Annotated in this window: 16 protein-coding genes; 7 read left to right on the plus strand and 9 right to left on the minus strand. The window is 67.5% G+C overall.

The features are described from left to right. Positions 1 to 101 precede the first annotated feature (101 nt). A complete protein-coding gene (ppc, locus tag CXR02_RS15030; protein WP_104062715.1) occupies positions 102 to 2,924 on the plus strand; it encodes a phosphoenolpyruvate carboxylase in 2,823 nt (940 codons plus the stop codon). 51 nt (positions 2,925 to 2,975) lie between these two features. Here ppc and CXR02_RS15035 read toward each other — a convergent pair whose 3' ends face one another. Next, complete coding sequence (locus CXR02_RS15035) at positions 2,976 to 3,482, minus strand: hypothetical protein (protein WP_146072556.1); 507 nt, start codon at positions 3,480 to 3,482, stop codon at positions 2,976 to 2,978. A 203-nt stretch (positions 3,483 to 3,685) separates the two neighbouring features. Here CXR02_RS15035 and CXR02_RS15040 point away from each other — a divergent pair, with 203 nt between their 5' ends. Next, complete coding sequence (locus CXR02_RS15040; RefSeq protein ID WP_104062717.1) at positions 3,686 to 3,991, plus strand: hypothetical protein; 306 nt, start codon at positions 3,686 to 3,688, stop codon at positions 3,989 to 3,991. A 58-nt stretch (positions 3,992 to 4,049) separates the two neighbouring features. Here CXR02_RS15040 and CXR02_RS15045 read toward each other — a convergent pair whose 3' ends face one another. Both CXR02_RS15045 and CXR02_RS15050 read right to left on the minus strand, forming a co-directional pair. Then, on the minus strand, positions 4,050 to 4,667 hold the full coding sequence (locus CXR02_RS15045; RefSeq protein ID WP_104062755.1) for a DedA family protein: 618 nt from the start codon (positions 4,665 to 4,667) through the stop codon (positions 4,050 to 4,052). A gap of 87 nt (positions 4,668 to 4,754) precedes the next feature. Then, positions 4,755 to 5,432, minus strand: a complete 678-nt coding sequence (locus CXR02_RS15050) for a hypothetical protein (RefSeq protein ID WP_056349525.1) — start codon at positions 5,430 to 5,432, stop codon at positions 4,755 to 4,757. Between the two features lie 306 nt (positions 5,433 to 5,738). On the opposite strand from CXR02_RS15050, the gene CXR02_RS15055 reads away from it, so the two are divergent. Beyond that, on the plus strand, positions 5,739 to 6,272 hold the full coding sequence (locus CXR02_RS15055; RefSeq protein ID WP_104062718.1) for an O-acetyl-ADP-ribose deacetylase: 534 nt from the start codon (positions 5,739 to 5,741) through the stop codon (positions 6,270 to 6,272). Here the strand turns inward: CXR02_RS15055 and CXR02_RS15060 are convergent. Next, positions 6,257 to 7,267: an RluA family pseudouridine synthase gene (locus CXR02_RS15060; protein WP_104062719.1), complete on the minus strand. Its 1,011-nt coding sequence runs from the start codon at positions 7,265 to 7,267 to the stop codon at positions 6,257 to 6,259. The two genes, CXR02_RS15055 and CXR02_RS15060, sit on opposite strands and share 16 nt — an antisense overlap. A gap of 159 nt (positions 7,268 to 7,426) precedes the next feature. Here CXR02_RS15060 and CXR02_RS15065 point away from each other — a divergent pair, with 159 nt between their 5' ends. Both CXR02_RS15065 and CXR02_RS15070 read left to right on the plus strand, forming a co-directional pair. Then, positions 7,427 to 8,119 (plus strand): helix-turn-helix domain-containing protein, encoded by a 693-nt coding sequence (locus tag CXR02_RS15065; protein WP_104062720.1) that lies wholly within the window; start codon positions 7,427 to 7,429, stop codon positions 8,117 to 8,119. Beyond that, positions 8,112 to 8,804, plus strand: coding sequence for an SRPBCC domain-containing protein (locus CXR02_RS15070; protein ID WP_104062721.1), 693 nt, complete (start codon positions 8,112 to 8,114; stop codon positions 8,802 to 8,804). The genes CXR02_RS15065 and CXR02_RS15070 overlap by 8 nt, the downstream gene beginning before the upstream one ends. Before the next feature lie 150 nt (positions 8,805 to 8,954). Here the strand turns inward: CXR02_RS15070 and CXR02_RS15075 are convergent, their stop codons facing one another. Beyond that, a complete protein-coding gene (locus CXR02_RS15075; RefSeq protein ID WP_258060993.1) occupies positions 8,955 to 9,530 on the minus strand; it encodes a TetR-like C-terminal domain-containing protein in 576 nt (191 codons plus the stop codon). Between the two features lie 92 nt (positions 9,531 to 9,622). Between CXR02_RS15075 and CXR02_RS15080 the strand changes: the two genes are divergently transcribed. Next, positions 9,623 to 10,126, plus strand: coding sequence for a DUF4188 domain-containing protein (locus CXR02_RS15080; RefSeq protein ID WP_104062723.1), 504 nt, complete (start codon positions 9,623 to 9,625; stop codon positions 10,124 to 10,126). Positions 10,127 to 10,143: 17 nt separating this feature from the next. Here the strand turns inward: CXR02_RS15080 and CXR02_RS15085 are convergent, their stop codons facing one another. Next, on the minus strand, positions 10,144 to 11,682 hold the full coding sequence (locus CXR02_RS15085; protein ID WP_104062724.1) for a PLP-dependent aminotransferase family protein: 1,539 nt from the start codon (positions 11,680 to 11,682) through the stop codon (positions 10,144 to 10,146). A 61-nt stretch (positions 11,683 to 11,743) separates the two neighbouring features. Here CXR02_RS15085 and CXR02_RS15090 point away from each other — a divergent pair, with 61 nt between their 5' ends. Further along, positions 11,744 to 12,445 (plus strand): YitT family protein, encoded by a 702-nt coding sequence (locus CXR02_RS15090; RefSeq protein WP_258060994.1) that lies wholly within the window; start codon positions 11,744 to 11,746, stop codon positions 12,443 to 12,445. A gap of 30 nt (positions 12,446 to 12,475) precedes the next feature. On the opposite strand, the gene CXR02_RS15095 is transcribed toward CXR02_RS15090, so the two are convergent. The 3 genes from CXR02_RS15095 to CXR02_RS15105 form a co-directional block, all read right to left on the minus strand. Then, positions 12,476 to 13,321 carry an Fpg/Nei family DNA glycosylase gene (locus tag CXR02_RS15095; RefSeq protein ID WP_104062725.1) on the minus strand — a complete coding sequence of 282 codons (846 nt, stop codon included), beginning with the start codon at positions 13,319 to 13,321 and terminating at the stop codon, positions 12,476 to 12,478. Further along, positions 13,314 to 18,410, minus strand: coding sequence for a crosslink repair DNA glycosylase YcaQ family protein (locus tag CXR02_RS15100; protein ID WP_104062756.1), 5,097 nt, complete (start codon positions 18,408 to 18,410; stop codon positions 13,314 to 13,316). The genes CXR02_RS15095 and CXR02_RS15100 overlap by 8 nt, the downstream gene beginning before the upstream one ends. A 122-nt stretch (positions 18,411 to 18,532) precedes the next feature. Next, positions 18,533 to 20,098 carry an FAD-dependent oxidoreductase gene (locus CXR02_RS15105; protein WP_104062726.1) on the minus strand — a complete coding sequence of 522 codons (1,566 nt, stop codon included), beginning with the start codon at positions 20,096 to 20,098 and terminating at the stop codon, positions 18,533 to 18,535. Positions 20,099 to 20,131: the final 33 nt, after the last annotated feature.

The raw sequence follows: 20,131 nt of genomic DNA on the forward strand, positions 1-20,131 counted from the left end.
CCTTCGCCATCCCGTGCAGGTAGCATCGATAGCTAGTAACGTGGCTCACAGTATCCAGCGCAGTGTACGAGCCAAGTCCGAACCCTCGAAAGACAGTTTCCATGGCTAACACTGCAATGAACTCCGCAACCGACCTCGCCTCTGAACTGAGGGCCGACGTCCGGCGCGTCTCCACGCTGCTGGGTGAATCCCTGGTCCGCCAGCACGGCCCCGAACTCCTTGCTCTGGTGGAGCAGGTCCGCCTCCTTACCAAGGAGTCCAAGGAAGCCGCCCGAGGCGGTGCCGATGCCACCGGCCCATGGAGTGCCCACGACGTCGTCGAACAGGTCCGCGAACTGCTCGGCTCCCTGCCGATCGAGCAGGCCACAGACCTGGTGCGTGCGTTCGCGTTCTACTTCCACCTTGCCAACGCGGCCGAGCAGGTCCATCGGGTCCGCGGCCTGCGGACCCGGCAGGAGAAGGACGGGTGGCTGGCCAAGGCCGTCACCGAAATCGCCGCCAAGGCGGGGCCCGAAGTCCTGCAGGAAGTGGTCAACGGGCTGGACGTCCGCCCCATCTTCACGGCCCACCCCACCGAGGCTTCGCGCCGTTCCGTGCTGGACAAGATCCGCAAGCTCTCTGATGTCCTGGCCGAGCCCACGAAGGAAGGCACCTCCGCGCGCCGCCGGCAGGACCGCCAGCTTTCGGAGGTCATCGACCAGATGTGGCAGACCGACGAACTGCGCCAGGTCCGCCCCACCCCGGTGGACGAGGCCCGCAACGCGATCTATTACCTCGGCGGCATCCTGACCGACGCCATGCCCGAGATGCTCTCGGATTTCTCGGAACTGCTCGGTGAGCACGGGGTCAGCCTGTCGTCCCAGGACGCACCCATCCGGTTTGGGTCCTGGATCGGCGGCGACCGGGACGGCAATCCCAACGTCACGGCGGCGGTCACCCGGGAAATCCTGCAGATCCAGAACCAGCACGCCGTTCGCATCAGCATCGCGATGATGGACGAGCTGATCTCCATCCTGTCCAACTCCACTGCCTTGTCCGGCGCGGACCAGACCCTGCTGGACTCCATCGACGCGGACCTGAAGAAGCTGCCGGGCCTGGACCGGCGCGTCCTGGAACTCAACGCCCAGGAGCCCTACCGCCTCAAGCTCACCTGCATCAAAGCCAAGCTCATCAACACGGGCAAGCGGGTTGCCGCGGACTCCACGCACGAGCACGGCCGTGACTACAGTTCCACCGAGGAGCTCCTCAACGACCTCGAACTGCTGGAGCTGTCCCTCCGCAACCACTCGGCGTCGCTCGCTGCCGACGGCGCACTGGCCCGTGTCCGCCGCGCCGTCGCGTCCTTCGGCCTGCACCTGGCCACCCTGGACATCCGCGAGCATGCCGACCACCACCACGACGCGGTTGGCCAGCTGATGGACCGGCTGGGCGGCCCCGGCATCCGCTATGCCGAACTGAGCCGTGAGGAACGCTTCGAGGTCCTCGGCTCGGAGCTCGCCTCACGCCGGCCGCTGTCCGGCCACCCGATTAAGCTCGACGGCGTCGCTGACGGCACGTACGACGTCTTCCGTGAGATCCGCCGTGCCCTGCGCACGTACGGTCCGGACGTCATCGAGACCTACATCATTTCCATGACCCGCGGCGCGGACGACGTCCTGGCCGCGGCCGTGCTGGCCCGCGAGGCAGGCCTGATCAACCTGTTCGGCGAAGCCCCCTACGCCAAGCTCGGGTTCGCGCCGCTTCTGGAGACCGTGGAGGAGCTGCGTGCCTCGGCGGAGATCGTGGACCAGCTGCTGTCCGTTCCGTCCTACCGCGACCTGGTCCGGCTGCGCGGCGACGTCCAGGAAATCATGCTGGGCTACTCGGACTCCAACAAGGAATCCGGCGTGATGACCAGCCAGTGGGAGATCCACAAGACCCAGCGCAACCTGCGCGACGTTGCGGCCAAGCATGGCGTCCGTGTCCGGTTGTTCCACGGCCGCGGCGGTTCCGTGGGCCGCGGCGGCGGACCCACCTACGACGCCATCATGGCCCAGCCCAACGGCGTGCTGGAAGGCGAGATCAAGTTCACCGAACAGGGCGAGGTCATCTCGGACAAATACTCGCTGCCGGAGTTGGCCCGGGAAAACCTGGAGCTGTCCCTCGCGGCAGTGCTCCAGGGCTCGGCCCTGCACCGGGATCCGCGCACGTCGGACGACCAGCGCGAACGGTACGGGCACGTCATGGAAATCATCTCCGACGGCGCCTTCGACCGGTACCGGAACCTGATCGACCATCCTGACCTGCCCGCGTACTTCCTGGCCTCCACTCCGGTGGAGCAGCTGGGCTCCCTGAACATCGGCTCCCGCCCGTCCAAACGCCCGGATTCCGGGGCGGGGCTTGGCGGCCTGCGTGCCATCCCCTGGGTGTTCGGCTGGACCCAGTCCCGGCAGATCGTCCCGGGCTGGTTCGGTGTGGGCTCGGGCCTGAAGGCTGCCCGCGAGGCCGGAAACTCCGCGCAGCTCGTGGAGATGATGGAGAACTGGCACTTCTTCCGGTCCGTTGTTTCCAACGTGGAGATGACGCTGGCCAAGACGGACATGGACATCGCCGGGTACTACGTGGCCACCCTGGTTCCCGAGGACCTGCACCACATTTTCCGGGTCATCCGTGAAGAGTACGAACTCACGGTCACCGAGATCCAGAACCTGACCGGCGAGAACGTGCTCCTGGACGCGCAGCCGACGCTCAAGCGGTCGCTGGAGATCCGGGACCAGTACCTGGACCCCATCAGTTACCTGCAGGTGGAGTTGCTTCGCCGCGTGCGGGCTGCCCAGAACGCCGAAGGCGGGAGCATCAGCGGCGCCGAGATCGACGAACGGCTCCAGCGGGCCATGCTGATCACCGTCAACGGGGTGGCGGCCGGCCTGCGCAACACGGGGTAGGACCCATGTTGCACAGCCAGCGGCCCGCTGACCTCGCCGAAAGGATCGCTCTTACGGTTCGGGGCAGTGAACATTCGGGTTGTAGGTTGCCAGGACGCCGTCCGGATTACCTTGCCACAGGTATGCATGGAGGTCGTAGTGGATCGGCATGCCGGGAGCGTGCCCGAGCATTGGTCCGTCGAATGCCTTGCCGAACATGCTCGGCCGGTCTGTGTCGGTCGCCAGGTCCTGGTCGGCGTCGACCATAAACCACTCCGCTGCGACCAGTCTGAGCTGGCCCGTTTTGTTCGCTGCATAGGTCAGTGCGTCCGGGACCAATGGATCCATCTGACCGAACTGACTGAAGTTGACGTAGTGAAAGCCCATGCCTGGAACGCATTCACCCACGGGCTGGTAGCCCGCGGCAATGGCCGCACTAACGTCGTGATATTGGGTTGTGGCCTGTCGCACTTCGGCCAGGTCACTCCGGCCGTCGGCGGAAGCGACGCCGATCCCTAACATTGATGCCAACATGCCTGCCGATACCGCCGCAATCACTCGCATTGTGGTCCGTCTCATGTTCAGTCTTCTTTCTTGATGATTGTCAGGTGTGACTATGAGACCGCGGCCAAATTGTAGTCCTGTCCCGCTCGGAAAACCATGGTGGTGCGGTTCCTGACGGACCTCGGCAGCTGTTTGAGGTTCTTTGCCTGCCGCTGGCGCTGTCCCGCTGTCCCGCCACAGGGAAGGGACCAGGAACACCCCCGTATTAGGGTTGACGCATGCCTTCGTTCCAGACCCGCCTGAAAATCACCGGACTGAAGCCTGGCAATCCGCCGGAAGCCGTGATGGCCGCCGCGGTCGAGGCATTGGAGACCCGTCACCATGTGGAATCTAACCAGATCGAACTTGCCGCCGGCGTCCCCCAACTGAACCTCCGTTTCCTTGTGGAGGCGACCGAATACAGCGGTGAGATCCAGCAGGCGCGCGAATCGGCAGCGATGATGCGCGACGCCGTCGAACGCGTTGCGCTCACCGGCTCACTGACGGTGCTCCGCCGCAACCGCGGCCGCTGGGCGCCCGTTTGAACTGGTGGTCGAGCTTGTCGAGACCTGATTTCGACAGGCTCAATCACCGGCCGCATGCTCACTCGCCGGGGGCAGGCTCGTCCACGGGTGAGCGGGTGCCGCGCCGGCGGGTGACAATGACGCCGACGGCGGCCCCGATCACCAGGCCCAGCAACACGCCGATCAGCGAACTCGCCCAGAACGGCAGGTTGGTTGCCGATCCCGTGAAGTAGCCCAGGCCCACCAGCCAGCTGGCCCAGAGGACGGCGCCGAGGCCGGCGCACAGGCTGAAACCCCGCGCCGAAACGTCGGCGATGCCCGAAGCCGCCGACGTCGCCAGCCGCCCGCCGGGGATGAAGCGGGCGCCGATGATGGTTCCGTAGGTGGAGGAGCGGCCGGCCTTGGCGATGGCCGCATGGATGCCGTGGTGGACTTTCCGGCCCCAGCGCCAGCGGTCCAGGACATGGCTGAGCCGGCGCTTGAAGAGCTGGAACACCACCATATCGCCTACCCAGGACGCCACCGCGGACAGTGCCCCCACCAGGAAGACGTTGGCCCGGCCGTCGGCCGAGAGGGCGCCGCCGGTGATCACCACCATCTCTGAGGGGATGGGCGGGAAGATGGCATCGCCGAGGACCACGGGGATGATCCAGAAGTAGATCGCCGCCCCCCAGCTGTCGGCGTTGCCAAAGTCCATGGCCACAAAGTACCGCACTTTGAGCGGCAGTACGGCCTGAGCCGGGCGACGGCACGGACTTGCCGGGCGCTGGGTTCAGCGGGTGCCTCAGTACCCGGTGCCGATGTTCCGACGGCGTGGACCCGGGGCTCCGCCGGGAACTTCCCTGGGGGCGTGGCTGAGGTGCCGGGCCGCGAGGAAATACCAGTACGGCCAGGCGACCCACGCTGTGGCGCCAAAGGCCAGTCCCGCCCCGCCGATGCCCCAGCGGATCCAGGCCGGCGCCTGTTCCACCGCGGTCAGCGCCGCCAGGGGCAACGCCACCACCAATGCGCCGCCAATGAACTGTCCCAGCTTCGCAAGTTCCCGGGGATAGCTGCCCCTCTTGAGCAGTGCCCGGTGGGCCAGCAGGAACCAGCCGGCCTGGACCACCATTGCCCCCACCGAGATGCCAGTGGACACCGTGAAATCGAGCTTCTTCGCGACCAGGAGGAACGAGCTTGCTGAACCTGCGCCGCTGGCCGCGATCACCAGCCATTTGGCGGCCTCGGAGCCGGGTGTGCGGCGCAGGCGCCGGTGGACCTGAACGATCACCGGGATGATCACCAACTGGAAGACGCCGCCGGTGGCATCGTTGATGGTGCCGAAGACGTAGGGTCCGTTCTTTGGCACTTCGATGGCGTACATGGCGCCCAGTGATGCCACGCCTACGACGCCCACGCCGGCGGCCGCGTAGGCGAACTTGGCCGCCGTGCGGTCTCCGGGGATTTCGATGAGGGTATCCATGATGATTCCTCGCTCACTGCAGATGCTTGATCAGTGCGGATGGAACGCCGACACAAGCTCGCTCAGCTTGCTTGAGGGCAGGACAACGAGTTCGCCCTCCAGCCGGCTGGAAAACACAACACGCGATACCCCAGATAACCATCGTGGCACTGGGGCGCATCATGTCAAGTCAATCAGCATGGCGCCGGTTTTCATTCAAAAGGGGCCTGCCGGCATCAACTCAGCCGCTCAGGAAACTGGTTGCGTGCCTCGGCTGCGGTGATGCGGGGCCTATGAGCCGCACCCCGTAAGTGGGAAACTGGCGGCATGCGGATCATCATCCTCCAAGGCGATATCACCACCCGCACGGTTGACGCGATCGTGAACGCGGCCAACTCCAGTTTGCTGGGCGGTGGCGGTGTGGACGGGGCCATCCACCGGGCCGCCGGGCCGGAACTGCTGGCCGCCTGCCGCGAACTGTGCGAAACGGATCTGCCGCACGGGCTGGCGCCCGGAGCCGCCGTCGCCACTCCTGGATTCCGGCTGCCGGCACGCTGGGTCATCCACACTGTTGGGCCCAACCGGCACGCGGGGCAGACCAACCCGGCGCTGCTGGTCTCCTGCTTCAGCGAAAGCCTGCGGTTGGCGGACTCGCTGGGCGCGGCTTCCATCGCATTCCCGGCGGTGGGCGGGGGAGTCTACGGCTGGCACGTGCGCCAGGTGGCGGAGGCCGCGTACGACGCCGTCACAGGGTTTGGTGCCTCACAACCGGCCAGCGCGCTCGAGTTGGCAGAGTTTGTGCTGTTCAGTCCCGAGATGGAGCAGGCCTTCAAGACCGTGTTTGATCAGCGCGGTGTTTGAGCAGCCTCGCTGAGTTTCAGCTTGCTGCGGTATTCCACGGGCTTTTTGCTGATGGGGTCGACAAAGCGGATGCCGCGTGCCAGCAGCTGCAGTGGCTTGGAGTAGTCGTCCGGGGCCTTGTCCAGCAGGTCCGGATAAAACGCGTCATTCACGATGCCCAGCCCCAGCGAGGCCATGTGCACCCTCAGCTGGTGCGTCTTTCCGGAGTGCGGCTCCAGCCGGTAGCGCGCCAGACGGGCGGAGTGGGTTTCGACGAGGTTGGTGCCAGCCGCAGGGGTGCCAGGCGCGCGGGTACCGGCGGCACCTGCTGAAGTGCCGCCGTCGAACGTTTCCAGCCGTTCAATCCGGGTCTCCGCGTTCGGCTCGCCGTCGATCACTTCGGCCAGCAGGTAGCTGCGGGATTTGGTCATCCGGTTCCGGACCACCACGGGGAAGTCGACGGCGGGGTGTCCGGCGGCGGGCTCCGCGGCGGACACGCACTCGTATTCCTTCTGCACCTGCCGCTTCTCGAAGAGCACCTGGTAATTTCCGCGGGTTTCCGGGTTGGTGGACAGCAGCAGCACGCCGGCGGTCATCCGGTCCAGGCGGTGCATGGGGATCAGGCCCGGCAGGCTGAGCTGGTTCCGGAGCCGGACCAGGGCCGATTCCTGGATGTAGGTGCCGCCGGGAGTAGTGGGCAGGAAGTGCGGCTTGTCCACCACGAGGAGGTGGTCGTCCTGGTGCAGGATGCTGATTTCCACCGGGATACGGGTCTCCGGCGGCAATGAACGGTAGTACCAGATGAAGGTGTGGTCCTCGAGCCTGGTGGCTCTGTCCAGGGCGACGCCGCCCTCGCCCACGATCTCGCCGGCGTCGAACCTGTCCTCGATGCCCTGCGGATCGATGTGGCCCCACCGGTGCATCATGTAGTCCATCGCGGTGGTCCACGGCCCCTCGTCCGGGAGGCGCAGGCGGGTGGCGTTGACGCCTTCGCGCACGGGGAGGGGGGATTGCATCACCGGTCCATTCTACCCGCCCCCATTTTGGGGGTTCCCTGCGCAGACGATGGTTCGTCTGCGCAGGGAACCATCGAATCGGAGTGTTCCCGGCGACCCTGACAACCGACGGAAAAAAAGTTCTTGACAATAAAAGTTGTCGGTTGGCATGATGGAAGCATGTTGGACATCGAAGTGATCGAGGACCCGGCCGCGGCGGAAGCGTCGTTGGACCCGATCCGGACGCGCATCCTCCAGGAACTCGCGGAGCCGGGGTCGGCCACGCAACTTGCCGCCAAGGTGGGCCTGCCGCGGCAGAAGGTCAACTACCACCTCAAAGCCCTAGAACGGCACGGGCTGGTGCAACTTGTGGAGGAGCGGCGCAAGGGGAACGTCACCGAGCGCGTCCTCCAGGCGACGGCGGCCTCCTACCTGATTTCGCCGGTGGCCCTGGCGTCGGTGGCGCCGGATCCGCACCGGTTTTCGGACCGGTTCTCGGCCTTCTGGCTGCTGGCGCTCGCGGGCCGGATGGTCCAGGAAGTGGGCAAGCTGATTGCCGGCGCGGCTGCTGCCCGGCAGAAGCTGGCAACGTTCGCGATCGACGGCGAGATTACCTTCCGGACGGCCGCGGACCGGGCCGCGTTTGCCGAGGAACTCGGCGTCGCCGTGACCCGCCTGGTGGACAAGTATCACGACGGCGGCGCGGTCGCCGGCCCAGGCGGCACCCCGGCGGGCGGCGCTTCCTCAAGCGGGACTCACCCAAGTGGCACTTCCGCGGGCGGCGGGCGGAAGCACAGGCTCGTCGTCGCCCTTCACCCCGTTCTCAAAACCCCCATCAAACCCCTTTCAGCGAAGGAGCAGGACAATGACTGACAACCGTGAATTTGAGATCGTGTACGACACCGAACTGCCCGGCACGCCCGAGCGTGTCTGGGAAGCCGTGACAAGTGGAACGCCGGCGTGGATGTTCCCCACGGACCAGTGGCCGGACGTCAAGACCGTGCAGGAGCACCCCACGCATCTCGTATCCCGGATGGACGGGCCGGATGGCTGGTACAACCAGCTGGAGCACATCCTGGAACCGCTCGACGGCGGCCGCGCCCGGCTGCACTATGTCCACAGCGGGATTTTCGCCGACAACTGGGATGAGCAGTACGACGGCGCCAGCAAGCACACGGCGTTCTACCTGCACACGCTGGGCCAATACCTGCAGCACTTCGACGGCAAGCCGGTCGTGTTTACGGACATCCAGTCTCCGGCAGCGTCGCAGACCCCGGACGGTTTCGACCGCCTGAAGAAGGCGCTCGGCGTGGATTCTGCGGCGCAGGGTTCCGCTGTGGAGCTGGAGCTCGACGGCGTGGGGCGGCTGTCCGGGGAAGTGGACTTCTCCAACGAGCACTTCCTGGGCCTGCGGACGTCGGATGCGATGTACCGGTTCTTCGGCCGCAACGCATTCGGCGCGCCGGTGGGTATGACTGTGCACGACTTCAGCGGCAGCGGTGACTCTTCAGCGACCGCCGAGGCCTGGGGCGGCTTCCTCGGGAAGGTCTACGCGTAAGGGCTCCTGAGCCCAGCACCCGAATATCGACTCGCACATTGTCTGGCGCACCGGGAAATCCACCTGCGTCAGATAATTTGCGCGTCGCGGGCGGATCGGCGCGTCGGGAAAGTCCGCACGGGCGCGCGCACGCAGCGGCGTCTGGTCGCGTCAGGCCGCCCAGCCGCGGGCGACGGCGTCGAGGGCTGCGTTGTATGCGGCAGCCCAGTCTGCGTCCGGCGGGCCCACCTGGGCCAGTTCCAGGCTCACGAGGCCGTGGACCTGGCCCCAGATTGCGACGGCGACCATTTCCACGGGTGCCTGCAGCACGGCGCCCGCGGACTGGGCGGAGGCCACTGCTTCCATCAGGGGCTCCATGGCATCGGCGGCAGCATCGGGGCTTGGCTGGCAATCGACGTAGGCTGCCAGCGCGCCGCCGAACATCAGCCGGTAGAGCGCCCGATGCTCCAGCGCCCAGGTCCGGTAGGCCGCGCCGAGTCCCCGAAGCCCGCCCGGGGCCGCAGCCACCTGTGAGTCGCGGAAGGACCGGAACCCGTCGTCCACGACGGCCGTCAGGAGCTGGGATTTTCCGCCGAACAGCGAGTAGACGGCCGTAGTGGACGTGCCGGCGGCCGCTGCCACATCCCGCAGATTCACGCGTGCAGGACCGTCACGGTCCACCAGGTCAGCCGTGACGGCCAGCAGGCCCTGCCTGAGGGAATCGTTATGCACTATGGGTCTTGCCATGGAGTTCATTGTTTCATAACCTTGTTTCGTAACGGTGTTATGAAACAAGGTTATGAAACAAGGTTATGAAACCGCGAACCGAAGGAGTTCCCATGGCGCAGAAGGTATTTCCGGGCCGGTACACCGCTGACCCGGGTCGCGAATCGGTGACGGTCTTCCTGATCGGCATGCGGGCGAACCGATGGTGGAAGGTCGGGACCGTCGGCAAGGTGGCTGCCGCCATGCCGCGGATGCTCCAGCACCTTGCCGCCGACCCCGCGACGGGAATGCTCGGCTGCGAGCAGTGGTTCGGACGCACCACCATCCTGCTCAGCTACTGGGAGAGCCCCGAGCACCTGCGGAAGTTCGCCGCGGACCGCGAGTCCCCGCACCTGGAACCGTGGCGACGATTCATGAAGGAACTCTCCGGGACCGGCGACGTCGGCGTCTGGCATGAGACGTACCAGGTGCCGGCCGGCGGGATCGAGGTTGTCTACAACGGGATGCCGGAGTTTGGGCTGGCCAAGGCGACGGCTCATGTCCCGGTCGGGGCCGGGACCAATACGGCCAAGCAGCGGATGGGCCGGGCCGCAGGCCGCGGTGCCAGCGGCACCTGATCCCGAAAGCCCACGCGTCACGCAATAGCCAGGGCCGGCGCGTTCTTCAGGGTCCGGCGGAGCTGCGGGGCGGCATCGAGCCGGTCCTGGGCTGAGCGCAGGGCCAGAACGGCGGTCTCCAGCTGGTCCGGCGGCAGGGTGAAAGGTACCCGGAGGTAGCGTTCGAACGCGCCGCCGACGCCAAACCGCGGCCCGGCGGCCAGCCGGATACCAAAGTCCGGAGCGATCATCGTCAGCGCCGTGCTGACCGGTGCTGGCAGCCTGCACCAGACGGACAGTCCGCCGGCCGGGCGTGCCGTTTCCCAGTCCGGCAAGTGTCCGGCAAGGAGCTCCAGAAGTGCAGCGCGGTTGTCCCGGAGGGCGCTGAGCCGGGCGGGAAGCGGCTCGTCGAGGGCGCGGACCAGGTGGGCCGCCGCCAACTGTTCCATAAGCGGTCCGCCCAGATCCAGGGACGTCCGTGCCGCCGCAAAGCGCTGGATCATGGCTTCGGAGGCGCGGATCCAGCCTGTCCGAAGTCCGGCCCAGTGGGATTTGCTGAGCGAGCCGATGGTGACCACTGCGGGACCGAATGCTGCCACGGGACTGGTTTCGACGCCGTCGAGATTCAGCTCACGGAGCGTTTCGTCCACCACCAGAACTGTCCCCGCCGCCGCGGCCGCCCGGACCAGCTGGCGGCGCTGGACGTCAGGCATCAGCTGCCCGGTGGGGTTATGGAAGTCCGGCACCACGTACGCCATCCTGGGTCGCTGCTGTACCAGGGCGGCCTGCAGGGCGTGCATGTCCCAGACCAGGGCGGGCGCACCGCCGTCGGCCTCTTTGGTGCTGTCGCCCTGGGCTGTGGTGAATGCCACCGCGAGGGGCCGGCAGCCGGCCGCGCGGATGGCATCCAGGGCGTTCGGATAGCTGGGGTGTTCCACCAGCACCCTGTCCTGCCGGCCCGCCACGGCGCGGATGATGATGTTCAGGGCGTGCTGCGCGCCCGAGGTCACCAGGATCTGTTCGGCGGTGGTCGGCACGCCGGCCGCCGTATAACGCGCCGCCACCGTCTCGCGCAGCGGGAGCAGACCCATGGCGTCGTAGCCGAATCCCGGCAGCAGTGCCGGAAGTTCGGTGAGGGCTGCCGCGAACGCGCGGTGCACCACCTCGCCGCTGGCGGGCAGCGACGCGTAGGCGAGGTCAATCAGACCCTCCGGCGCCGCGAGCCCGGGAGACGTTGTTCCGGGCGTCCGCCCCGCGGTTGTCAGGCCCGGGTCCGTGAGCACCGTGGTACCCAACGCCGTCAGGCGCGGAATCCGGGTCCGGCCCCTGCTGCCCTGCCCGCTGCTGAGGAAACCCTGCTCGCGGAGGTGGCCGTAGGCGGCTGTCACGGTGGTGCGGCTGACGCCCAGCGCCCCAGACAGTGCCCGCTCGCTGGGCAGGGCCGTGTCCAGGGCCACCCGGCCGTCCAGGACCAGGAGGCGGACGACGTCGGCCAGCTCGCGGTAGGCGGGAGCGACGCCGACGTTCCACTCACCCAGGAGACGGGCCAGCGCAGGCGGGTTCAGCGAAGGGGACATGATGCCAGTATCTCAGACTGGCTATGTAATTCAATGCCAGTTAGCTGTCAGAGTGGTCGTTATGTTGACTCGCAGACTACTCCAGCTCTTTACCGGCCTCGCCATGTACGGCATCTCCCTGGCCATGTTCATCCGTGCCGGACTTGGACTGGACCCGTGGGATGTTTTCCATCAGGGAGTTTCCGGCCGGACGGGACTGAGCATCGGGGTGGTGGTCATCATTGTGAGTTTCCTGGTGCTGCTCCTCTGGATCCCGCTCCGGCAGTGGCCAGGGTTCGGCACGCTCTGCAACGCCGTGCTGGTGGGCGTTTTCGCTGACATCGGCCTCGCGTTGATCCCTGCGTTCTCGCATCTGGGCGGCCAGATCGGCATGCTTGCCGGTGCCGTGCTGCTAAACGGCATCGCGTCCGCCTGCTACATCGGCGCACGATTCGGTCCGGGGGCCAGGGATGGCCTGATGACCGGGCTGGCACGGCGCACCGGCTGGTCCGTGCGGGTCTCGCGCACCCTGATCGAAGTGGTGGTGCTGGGAGTCGGCTGGCTGCTGGGCGGTTCCGTGGGCGTGGGCACGGTGGTCTACGCCCTCGCCATCGGGCCGCTGGTCCAGCTGTTGATGCCGTGGTTCATGGTGCCCGCAGCTCTGCCAGCCGAAGCCGCAGTCCTCGAACAGGATGCCGTTGAGTTGGACGCCGGCGAGTTGGACGCTGGCGGGTCGGACACGGACGAGCCGGTCGCCGTCGAACGCGTGGCCAGGACTCCTTAGGACCGCCTGGGACCGCTCAGGACACGACGCTCAGGGCAGGACCGGCTGGCATTGCGGGCAGAAGTAGATGTCCCGTTCCTCCTCGCCGATGGGTTTGCCCAGCACGCCGCGGCGGATGGGGGTCCGGCATTTCAGGCACGGCTGGTGTTCCCGCCGGTAAACCCAGTAGCCCGGACGGCCCGCCATGCGCCCGACGGGCATGCCTCGCGGGTTGAGGACGGTCACCCGGCGTGCCGGGCCCAGGTTGGCTTCCAACAGCTGCTTGGCATCGGTCATCAGGCTCCGGACGTCGTGGACAGCTGAGACCGGTGTCGCCGGGTGCACGCCGGATAGGAAGCAAGCTTCGCAGCGGTAGATGTTGCCGATGCCCGCGAGGTTGCGCTGGTCCAGCAGGGCGACGCCGATGGGCACGTCGGGTGCCGCGCGGATCCGCTGCTCCGCTTCGGCCGGGTCCCAGTCCGGACCCAGCAGGTCCGGGCCCAGGTGGCCCACTATGGTGTCCTCGTCCGCGGTGCGGACCACTTCCACGATGCCCAGGGAGAATCCGACGGCGTCCGCTGCCGCCGTGCGCAGAACGCACCGGGCGGTGAATCCCGGCTTCCGCCAGCGCCCGCCCGGCGGATAGACCTGCCAGGTGCCTTCCATCTTCAGGTGCGAATGGATGGTGAGCTTCCGCTCCTCCGGTCCATTCCCGTCCGGTCCCAGCACGCGCATCAGTAGGTGCTTGCCGCGCGGGACCACCTCCGCCACGGTCCAGCCGGCCAGGTTGAGCGTGGCGAACCTCGGCACGCGGAAGTCCGATGCCGTCAGCGTTTGCCCAGCCAAGGCCTGGTGGAGTTCGGCGGCGGCCCGCCAGACGGAGTCGCCCTCAGGCACGGATCCTCAGACCCTTGGGCGTTGAGTATGCCCCGGCGGCCGCGAGTGCGGCCGCCACGGGCGTGTCCAGGATGCCGTGGCCGTTGACCTTTTCCATGATGAGCTTGTCCACGGCTCCCCGGGTGACGACACCTACCAAAGCCGCGCCGGCGGCTGACAGCACGGCTGTGTCCTCGCTGAAGGCCAGCAGCGTTTTCCCGCCCCGTTCCACGTAGAGGACCAGGGCACCGTCCACCAAGACCACCAGCGCCCCGGCTTTCCGCCCAGGCCGGTGGCCCGTTCCTGCCTCTGCGTCGAGGGCAGGCCAGGACAAAGCAGCCCCATAGGGGTTGGCGGGATCCGTGGCCGCAAGGGCCAGCGCCATTGGTTCGGGCTTGGCCAGCTGGGTGTCCTCGGAATAGGAGCGCAGCCGGTCCACGGTTGCGGGGACAGCGAACTGGGTGGCCCCGAGGTGCTCGATGAAGTACCCGCGGCGGCAGCGTCCGGCCTCTTCCAGCCGGGCCAGCACCTTGTACATCAGGCCGAACCCGCCCAGGATCTGCTCCGCCATGACCGATCCCCGGGTCACCACGCCATACCGGTCCAGCAACAGCTCAGCCGTGGCACGGGCATGGATGGTGGCATCCAGCTCGGGCGAGGGCAGGGCAGACCAACGCCCCGCGGCCATCGGCGGTGTTGCCGCAGTGCCCGACAACGAGCCGTACCGTCCGCCGCCCAGCGCAGGGGAGCCCAGCCCAGAGGAGCCCAGCCCGGGCGATCCCAGGAGGCCGGTGCCGTGCGAGCGGCCGAGCCTGCTCAGCCTGGGGGCACGGGCGCGGGGCGGGCGGGCCACCTGGCGATGCGCCGTGTGGCCGCCGGCGATGAGGGCACGGACCGGGGCGAAGGTGTCGCCGGTGATACGGCCTGCCCACGCCAGATCCCACAGCGCGGACACCACTTCCTGGTCGCTGAGCACCGAGTCCATGCCACCGGCCACGTCCTTCAGCTGGCGGAAGAAGTAACCGCCGCCGTTGTTCCTCAGGTGGTCAAGCAGGCGTTGCTGCGCGTCACCGGGTTCGTATTCGACGGCGGGATTCAGCGTCAGTTCGGCGGAATCGGCCAGGTGGAGGCTGACCCAGCCGTCGTTTCCAGGCAGCGCTCCCGCCCCGGACCAGAGGACCTCGCCGGCGGCCATGAGCTCGTCGAGCATGGCGGGCTGGTAGTTCGAAACCCTGCTGGCCAGGACCAGCGGCTCCCACGCCGAAGCCGGTACCGGCACCCCGGAAAGCTGGTCGATCGCGGTGACAATACCGTCCAGCCCCCGCAGGGACGGCTGCCCGCGCCCGGCTCCCGGAGTGCGGACATGCTGCCAGGCCGGCAGGAAGCGCCCATAGGCGGCGGCGTCCACCGGTTCCACTTCGGCGCGCAGTGCTGCAAGCGAACGACGCCGGAGCTTGCGGAGCACTTCGGCGTCGCACCATTCGCTGGTGGTGGGGGCGGGAAAGTGCGTCTGCGTGGGCTCTGTCGGGAGCGGCTGACCCGTTTGGACATCCTCAACCGGTGTTTCGTCCGATGGTCCATAGCTGGCCGCCTGTTCCGCTGGAGCGGCGTGCGGCCGGAACTCGCCTTCCACCACCCGGCCGTCCGCGGCGAGCCGTTTCAGTGCGGTGCTGACCACGGCGACGCCGAGCCCCAACCGGGCCGCGGCTTCCGCCGACGTGAACGGTCCGTGCGTGCGCGCGTACCGGGAAACCAGATCGCCCAGGGGGTCTGCCACCGGTTCGATGAAGGCCAGGGGAACGCCCATGGGAAGCGGAACGCCGATGGCATCACGAAGCCGGGCGGCATCCTCGACTGCTGCGTAGCGCTCGGCACCGGCGATGTTGATTCTTATTGCCCGGTTGGCCCGCAGCAGTGCGGTCAGGTGCGTCGTGGCCAGAGGAGCGTCGGCATGCGGGGTTTCGGTAGGCTCAATCACCGGCGTTTCGGTGGGCTCCGGGGTTTCGACAGGCTCAACCACGGACGGCGCAACCACCGGCGCAGCCTCCAGGCGGGCGGCGACTTCTTCCGGCGTAAGCGGACCCAGCAACCTGAGCAGGTCGGCGACGCCTTCCATGCCGCGGGCCCGGCGGTCCGGCGCAAGGCGCTGGAGTTCAAGCTCGGTGGCCTCGATGACCCTCGCGTCGAGCAGTTCGCGGAGCTCAACGCGGCCGAGCAGCTCGTTCAGGAGCGTCGAGTCCAGAGCCAGGGCTGCGGCCCGGCGCTCGGCCAATGGCGAGTCCCCTTCATACAGGAACTGGGCCACGTACCCGAACAGCAGGGACTTGGCGAACGGCGACGGCTGTTGCGTGGTGGTCTGCACGATCCTGAGTTCGCGGCGTTCCACCGAGGCCGCAATGTCCTTCAGGGCCGGGAGGTCGTACACGTCCTGCAGGCATTCACGGACGGTTTCCAGCACGATGGGGAACGTGGGGTATTTCCGAGCGACGTCGAGCAGCTGCGCCGACCGCTGGCGCTGTTGCCAGAGCGGCTGCCGCTTGCCGGGGGTTTGCCGGGGAAGCAGCAGGGCACGCGCTGCACACTCCCGGAAACGAGAGGCGAAGAGCGCGCTCCCGCCCACCTCGGCGGTGACAATCTGCTCCAGCTCGTCGGGATCAAACAGGAACAGCTCGGCACCGGGCGGTTCGTCCTCCATCATGGGGACCCGCAGCACGATGCCGTCGTCCGCCGCCATGGCAGACCCGTCCAGGCCGTACCTCTGCTTCAGGCGCTGCCCGACGGCGAGTGCCCAGGGAGCGTGCACCGGCATCCCAAACGGGCTGTGCAGGATCACCCGCCAGTCGCCCAGTTCGTCGTGGAAGCGCTCCACTACCAGCGTGGTGTCGCAGGGGACCACTTCGGTGGCGAGCTTCTGTTCGCTGAGGTACTGGATCAGGTTGTTGGCGGCGAATTCATCCAGCCCGCTGGCCTTGCAGCGTTCGGTGGCAGGGCCGACGTCGGACGCGGACAGTTCACGCACGAAGGCGCCCAGCGCACGGCCCAGGTCAACGGGCCGCCCCAGCGAGTCCCCCTTCCAGAAGGGGAGTTTGCCCGGCTGGCCGAAGGCGGGGGAGACCAGGACGCGATCGTGGGTGATGTCCTCGATTTTCCAGCTGGTGGCGCCCAGCGCAAAAATGTCACCCACCCGGGACTCGTAGACCATTTCCTCGTCCAGCTCGCCCACGCGGCGGCCGCCTTTTGCCGGTGACGCGGCGCGTTTCCCGTCCGCTCCCGGCGCACCGGAGCCTTCCACCTCCGTGCCGATAATGTAGACACCGAAAAGTCCACGGTCCGGGATGGTGCCGCCGGACGTCACGGCAAGCCGCTGGGCCCCGGGCCTGCCTTCGATGGTGCCGGCGTTCCGGTCCCAGATGATCCGGGGCCGCAGTTCCGCGAATTCATCGGACGGGTACCGGCCGGCCAGCAGGTCAAGGGTTGCCTCGTAGGCGGACCGGGGGAGGGACGCGAACGGGGCGGACCGGCGGACGGTGGCGAACCACTCCTCTACATCGATGCTGCCCAGGGCGGTGGCCGCGACGGTCTGCTGGGCCAGAATGTCCAACGGATTGGCCGGGACAAAGAGCCGCTCGATCTTCCCTTCGAGCATCCGCTCCACGGTGATGGCCGTGTGCACCAGGTCTGCGCGGTGCTTGGGAAACAGCACTCCCTGCGAAATTTCCCCCACCTGGTGCCCGGCACGGCCCACACGTTGGAGCCCGCTGGCCACCGACGGCGGTGATTCCACCTGCACCACGAGGTCCACAGCGCCCATGTCGATGCCGAGTTCCAGGGACGAAGTGGCCACGACGCAGCGCAGCCGGCCGGACTTGAGATCGTCCTCAATGAGTGCCCGTTGGTCCTTGGAAACGGAGCCGTGGTGGGCACGGGCCAACAAAGGATCGGCTTCCGCCGTGCTGCCGGCCTGCGCCATCATGTGGGCCGGAGTCGCCGTGGAAGCGGGAGTGGAGGCAGGGCTGAAAGCAGGACTGAATGCAGGGGCGCCGGACGGAAAACCTGGATCTGCAGCACCAGCGTCAGGCAGGTCCCAGCCGCCGCCGACCGCGATCAGTTGCCGTTCGGCGTAGATCTCGTTGAGCCGTGCGGTGAGCCGTTCAGCCAGGCGACGGGAGTTGGCGAAGACGATGGTGGACTGGTTGGCCAGCACCAGGTCAACGATCTTTTCCTCCACATGGGGCCAGATCGAGGCCTGGGGCTGCAGCCCGGATGCCGGACCGGAGTCGAAGGCGCCTGCGGCGCCCGGGAGGTCGGACATGTCCTCCACCGGGACGGATACGGTGAGGTCCCAGTTTTTCCGTGACGGCGGGGCCACGATTTCCACCGGCGCAGCACCGGCCAGGAACTGGGCCACCAACTCGCGCGGCTCCACCGTTGCGGAGAGGCCGATCCGCTGGGCGGGCTTGGACAGCAGCGCATCCAGCCGTTCCAGCGAGACCGCCAGGTGCGCGCCACGCTTGGTTCCGGCGACGGCGTGGACCTCGTCAACGATGATGGTGTCCACGTCGGTGAGGGTCTCGCGCGCCCTGGAGGTGAGCATCAGGAACAGCGATTCCGGCGTGGTGATGAGGATGTCCGGCGGGTTGCTGAGCAGCGCGCGACGGTCCGCCGTCGTGGTGTCACCGGACCGGACCCCCACGGTGATCAGGGGCGCCGGAAGTCCCAGCCGCTTGGCAGTCTGGGTGATCCCGATCAGCGGCGAGCGGAGGTTGCGTTCCACGTCCACACCGAGGGCTTTCAGCGGCGAGATGTACAGGACGCGGGTCTTGCGTTTGGGCGGGCGGGGGCGTCGTCCTTTGGCCTGCCCTTTGACCGATACAGCATCCACGCCCGGCAATACAGGGTCACCCAGTTCCGGACCAGGGGAAGGAGCCTCAACAAGCAAACGATCCAAGGCCCAGAGGAACGCCGCGAGCGTCTTGCCGGACCCGGTGGGCGCCACCACCAGCGCGTGCGAGCCGGACGAGATGGCGTTCCAGGCGCCGGTCTGGGCAGGGGTGGGCTCCGCAAACGCGCCCAGGAACCAGTCCCGCGTGGGCCGGCTGAAACGGCCCATGGGTTCCTCTTTGCGCCCGGCCGGGCGGGCTGCGTGGCCCGCTTCCGCTGGCTGATCCTCCTGCATTCCTCCATCATGCCCTACCCCACCGACAGTATTGCCGGCACCGTTGGAGGCGCGGATCAACCCTGCTCGAGCCTCGGAAGATCGTTGGTGGCGGGTCCTTCGAGGAGCTTGCCGTCCGGGCTGAACCGCGAGCCGTGGAGCGGGCAGTCCCAGGTCAGTTCGCTGTTATTCCAGTGGACAATCCCGCCCAGATGGGTGCAGACGGCGGAGAGCCTGCACGTGGTGCCGTCCACCGTGGAGACCGCCGCCGGCCGGGCGCCGTCGCGGTAAACCGTCGCGTCGCCGTCGGCCGGTACAGGACCTCCGGGGGGTGGGCCAGTCGGCACCCCGGTTTCGGCAGGCTCAACGGCAGGCTCAACCACCGGCCTGCCACTCACCGACTTGCCAACCGCCAGCTTCCCCCAGTCGGCGGCCAGCCGCGCAGCCACGCCCGCGTTGACGGCGACGGCGGTCATTGCCCCGCCCGGAGACGTCACGCGGTGATGGATCGTGTTGGCCCAGCGGAGGCTGCCGCCGAGGATGTCCGCGGAGATGCCAAGGGCGGCGGCCACCGCGTTGGTCATGCCCCACTTGTTGTAACCGGTGCCGAAAAAGATGCGACCTCGGCCCCGTGGCAGTTTGCCAAAGAAGGGCATCAGGTTGGTGGCCTGGTAGTCCTGGGCCGACCACGTGTGGGTGGTAACCGCACCCGGGAAGTGCTCCGTGGCCCAGTCCAGCAGCCCCGACAGATGGGACTTTTCCGATCCGGTCCGCCCCACCTGATGCCCGTGCCCTCCCACCAGCAGGTACTTGCGGCCATCAGCCTCATAATCCCGCAAGGAGTGGGTGGGTTCCTCGGCCGAGAGGTACATTCCGGGCGGCGCGGTGACTCCGGCAGGCAGCGCCAGGGCCGCGGCGTAGGAGCGTAAGGGCTTGAGCTTGGTGAAGTAGAGCCCGCGGTCCAGGACGGGGATTCCGGTGGCGAGAACAACGTTGTTGGCGGTGACGTTGCCCTGGTCCGTGTGGACAGTTAACGGCCCAGTCCCGGAGACATTCCGCAGCCGTGTCCCGCCCACCACGCTCCCGCCGCGGGCGCGGACGTCCCTGAGTAAGGCTTGCACGACATCCATGGGATTGATCTGGGCCTGATTGGTCAGGAGCAGGGCGCCCTGGATGGGGAAGGGGAGGCGTGCGTCGCGCACGTACTCGACGTCCAGGCCGGCGGTGGTCGCCGCGCCGAGTTCCTCAAGCAGCCGCTCCGTCCCCAGGGCGGTGGTGGCGTACGTGTAGGCATCCCGGCGCTGATACGGCACGTGGTGATCGTCGAGATAGCGGAGCAGCCAGGACTGCCCCTCCCGGTTGGCCTCAACGTAGGCGCCAACCTGCTTCTGCGCATACTGCCTGGCCAGGGCAGCCAGGACGGTCCCCTGCAGCAGGCTGACTTTCGCCGTTGTGTTTCCGGTGGTTACAGCCCCGGGAAACCTGGCCTCCAGGACCAGGACTCGCTGCCCCGAGCGCGCCAGCAGCAGTGCGGTGACCAGCCCCGTCAGCCCGGCCCCCGCCACCACGGTGTCGTAGCTGCCGCCTGCCTCGAACGTGTCAGTGCTGAAGGATTGCCCGCGGTCCAACCAGAGCGACGTCATGGAAGCTAAGTGTACTTATCATGACCCGTCAGG

Source organism: Arthrobacter sp. 4R501 (assembly GCF_002929755.1).
Classification (GTDB): Bacteria; Actinomycetota; Actinomycetes; order Actinomycetales; family Micrococcaceae; genus Arthrobacter.

Bases quoted from the DNA above. Each gene is read 5' to 3' on its own strand.
- CXR02_RS15070 (WP_104062721.1), top strand. From the start codon at position 8,112: ATGACTGACAACCGTGAATTTGAGATCGTGTACGACACCGAACTGCCC.
- CXR02_RS15045 (WP_104062755.1), bottom strand. From the start codon at position 4,667: ATGGACTTTGGCAACGCCGACAGCTGGGGGGCGGCGATCTACTTCTGG.
- CXR02_RS15050 (WP_056349525.1), bottom strand. From the start codon at position 5,432: ATGGATACCCTCATCGAAATCCCCGGAGACCGCACGGCGGCCAAGTTC.
- CXR02_RS15055 (WP_104062718.1), top strand. From the start codon at position 5,739: ATGCGGATCATCATCCTCCAAGGCGATATCACCACCCGCACGGTTGAC.
- CXR02_RS15065 (WP_104062720.1), top strand. From the start codon at position 7,427: ATGTTGGACATCGAAGTGATCGAGGACCCGGCCGCGGCGGAAGCGTCG.
- CXR02_RS15100 (WP_104062756.1), bottom strand. From the start codon at position 18,410: ATGGGCCGTTTCAGCCGGCCCACGCGGGACTGGTTCCTGGGCGCGTTT.
- ppc (WP_104062715.1), top strand. From the start codon at position 102: ATGGCTAACACTGCAATGAACTCCGCAACCGACCTCGCCTCTGAACTG.
- CXR02_RS15035 (WP_146072556.1), bottom strand. From the start codon at position 3,482: ATGAGACGGACCACAATGCGAGTGATTGCGGCGGTATCGGCAGGCATG.
- CXR02_RS15080 (WP_104062723.1), top strand. From the start codon at position 9,623: ATGGCGCAGAAGGTATTTCCGGGCCGGTACACCGCTGACCCGGGTCGC.
- CXR02_RS15085 (WP_104062724.1), bottom strand. From the start codon at position 11,682: ATGTCCCCTTCGCTGAACCCGCCTGCGCTGGCCCGTCTCCTGGGTGAG.
- CXR02_RS15075 (WP_258060993.1), bottom strand. From the start codon at position 9,530: ATGGCAAGACCCATAGTGCATAACGATTCCCTCAGGCAGGGCCTGCTG.
- CXR02_RS15060 (WP_104062719.1), bottom strand. From the start codon at position 7,267: ATGCAATCCCCCCTCCCCGTGCGCGAAGGCGTCAACGCCACCCGCCTG.
- CXR02_RS15105 (WP_104062726.1), bottom strand. From the start codon at position 20,098: ATGACGTCGCTCTGGTTGGACCGCGGGCAATCCTTCAGCACTGACACG.
- CXR02_RS15090 (WP_258060994.1), top strand. From the start codon at position 11,744: ATGTTGACTCGCAGACTACTCCAGCTCTTTACCGGCCTCGCCATGTAC.
- CXR02_RS15040 (WP_104062717.1), top strand. From the start codon at position 3,686: ATGCCTTCGTTCCAGACCCGCCTGAAAATCACCGGACTGAAGCCTGGC.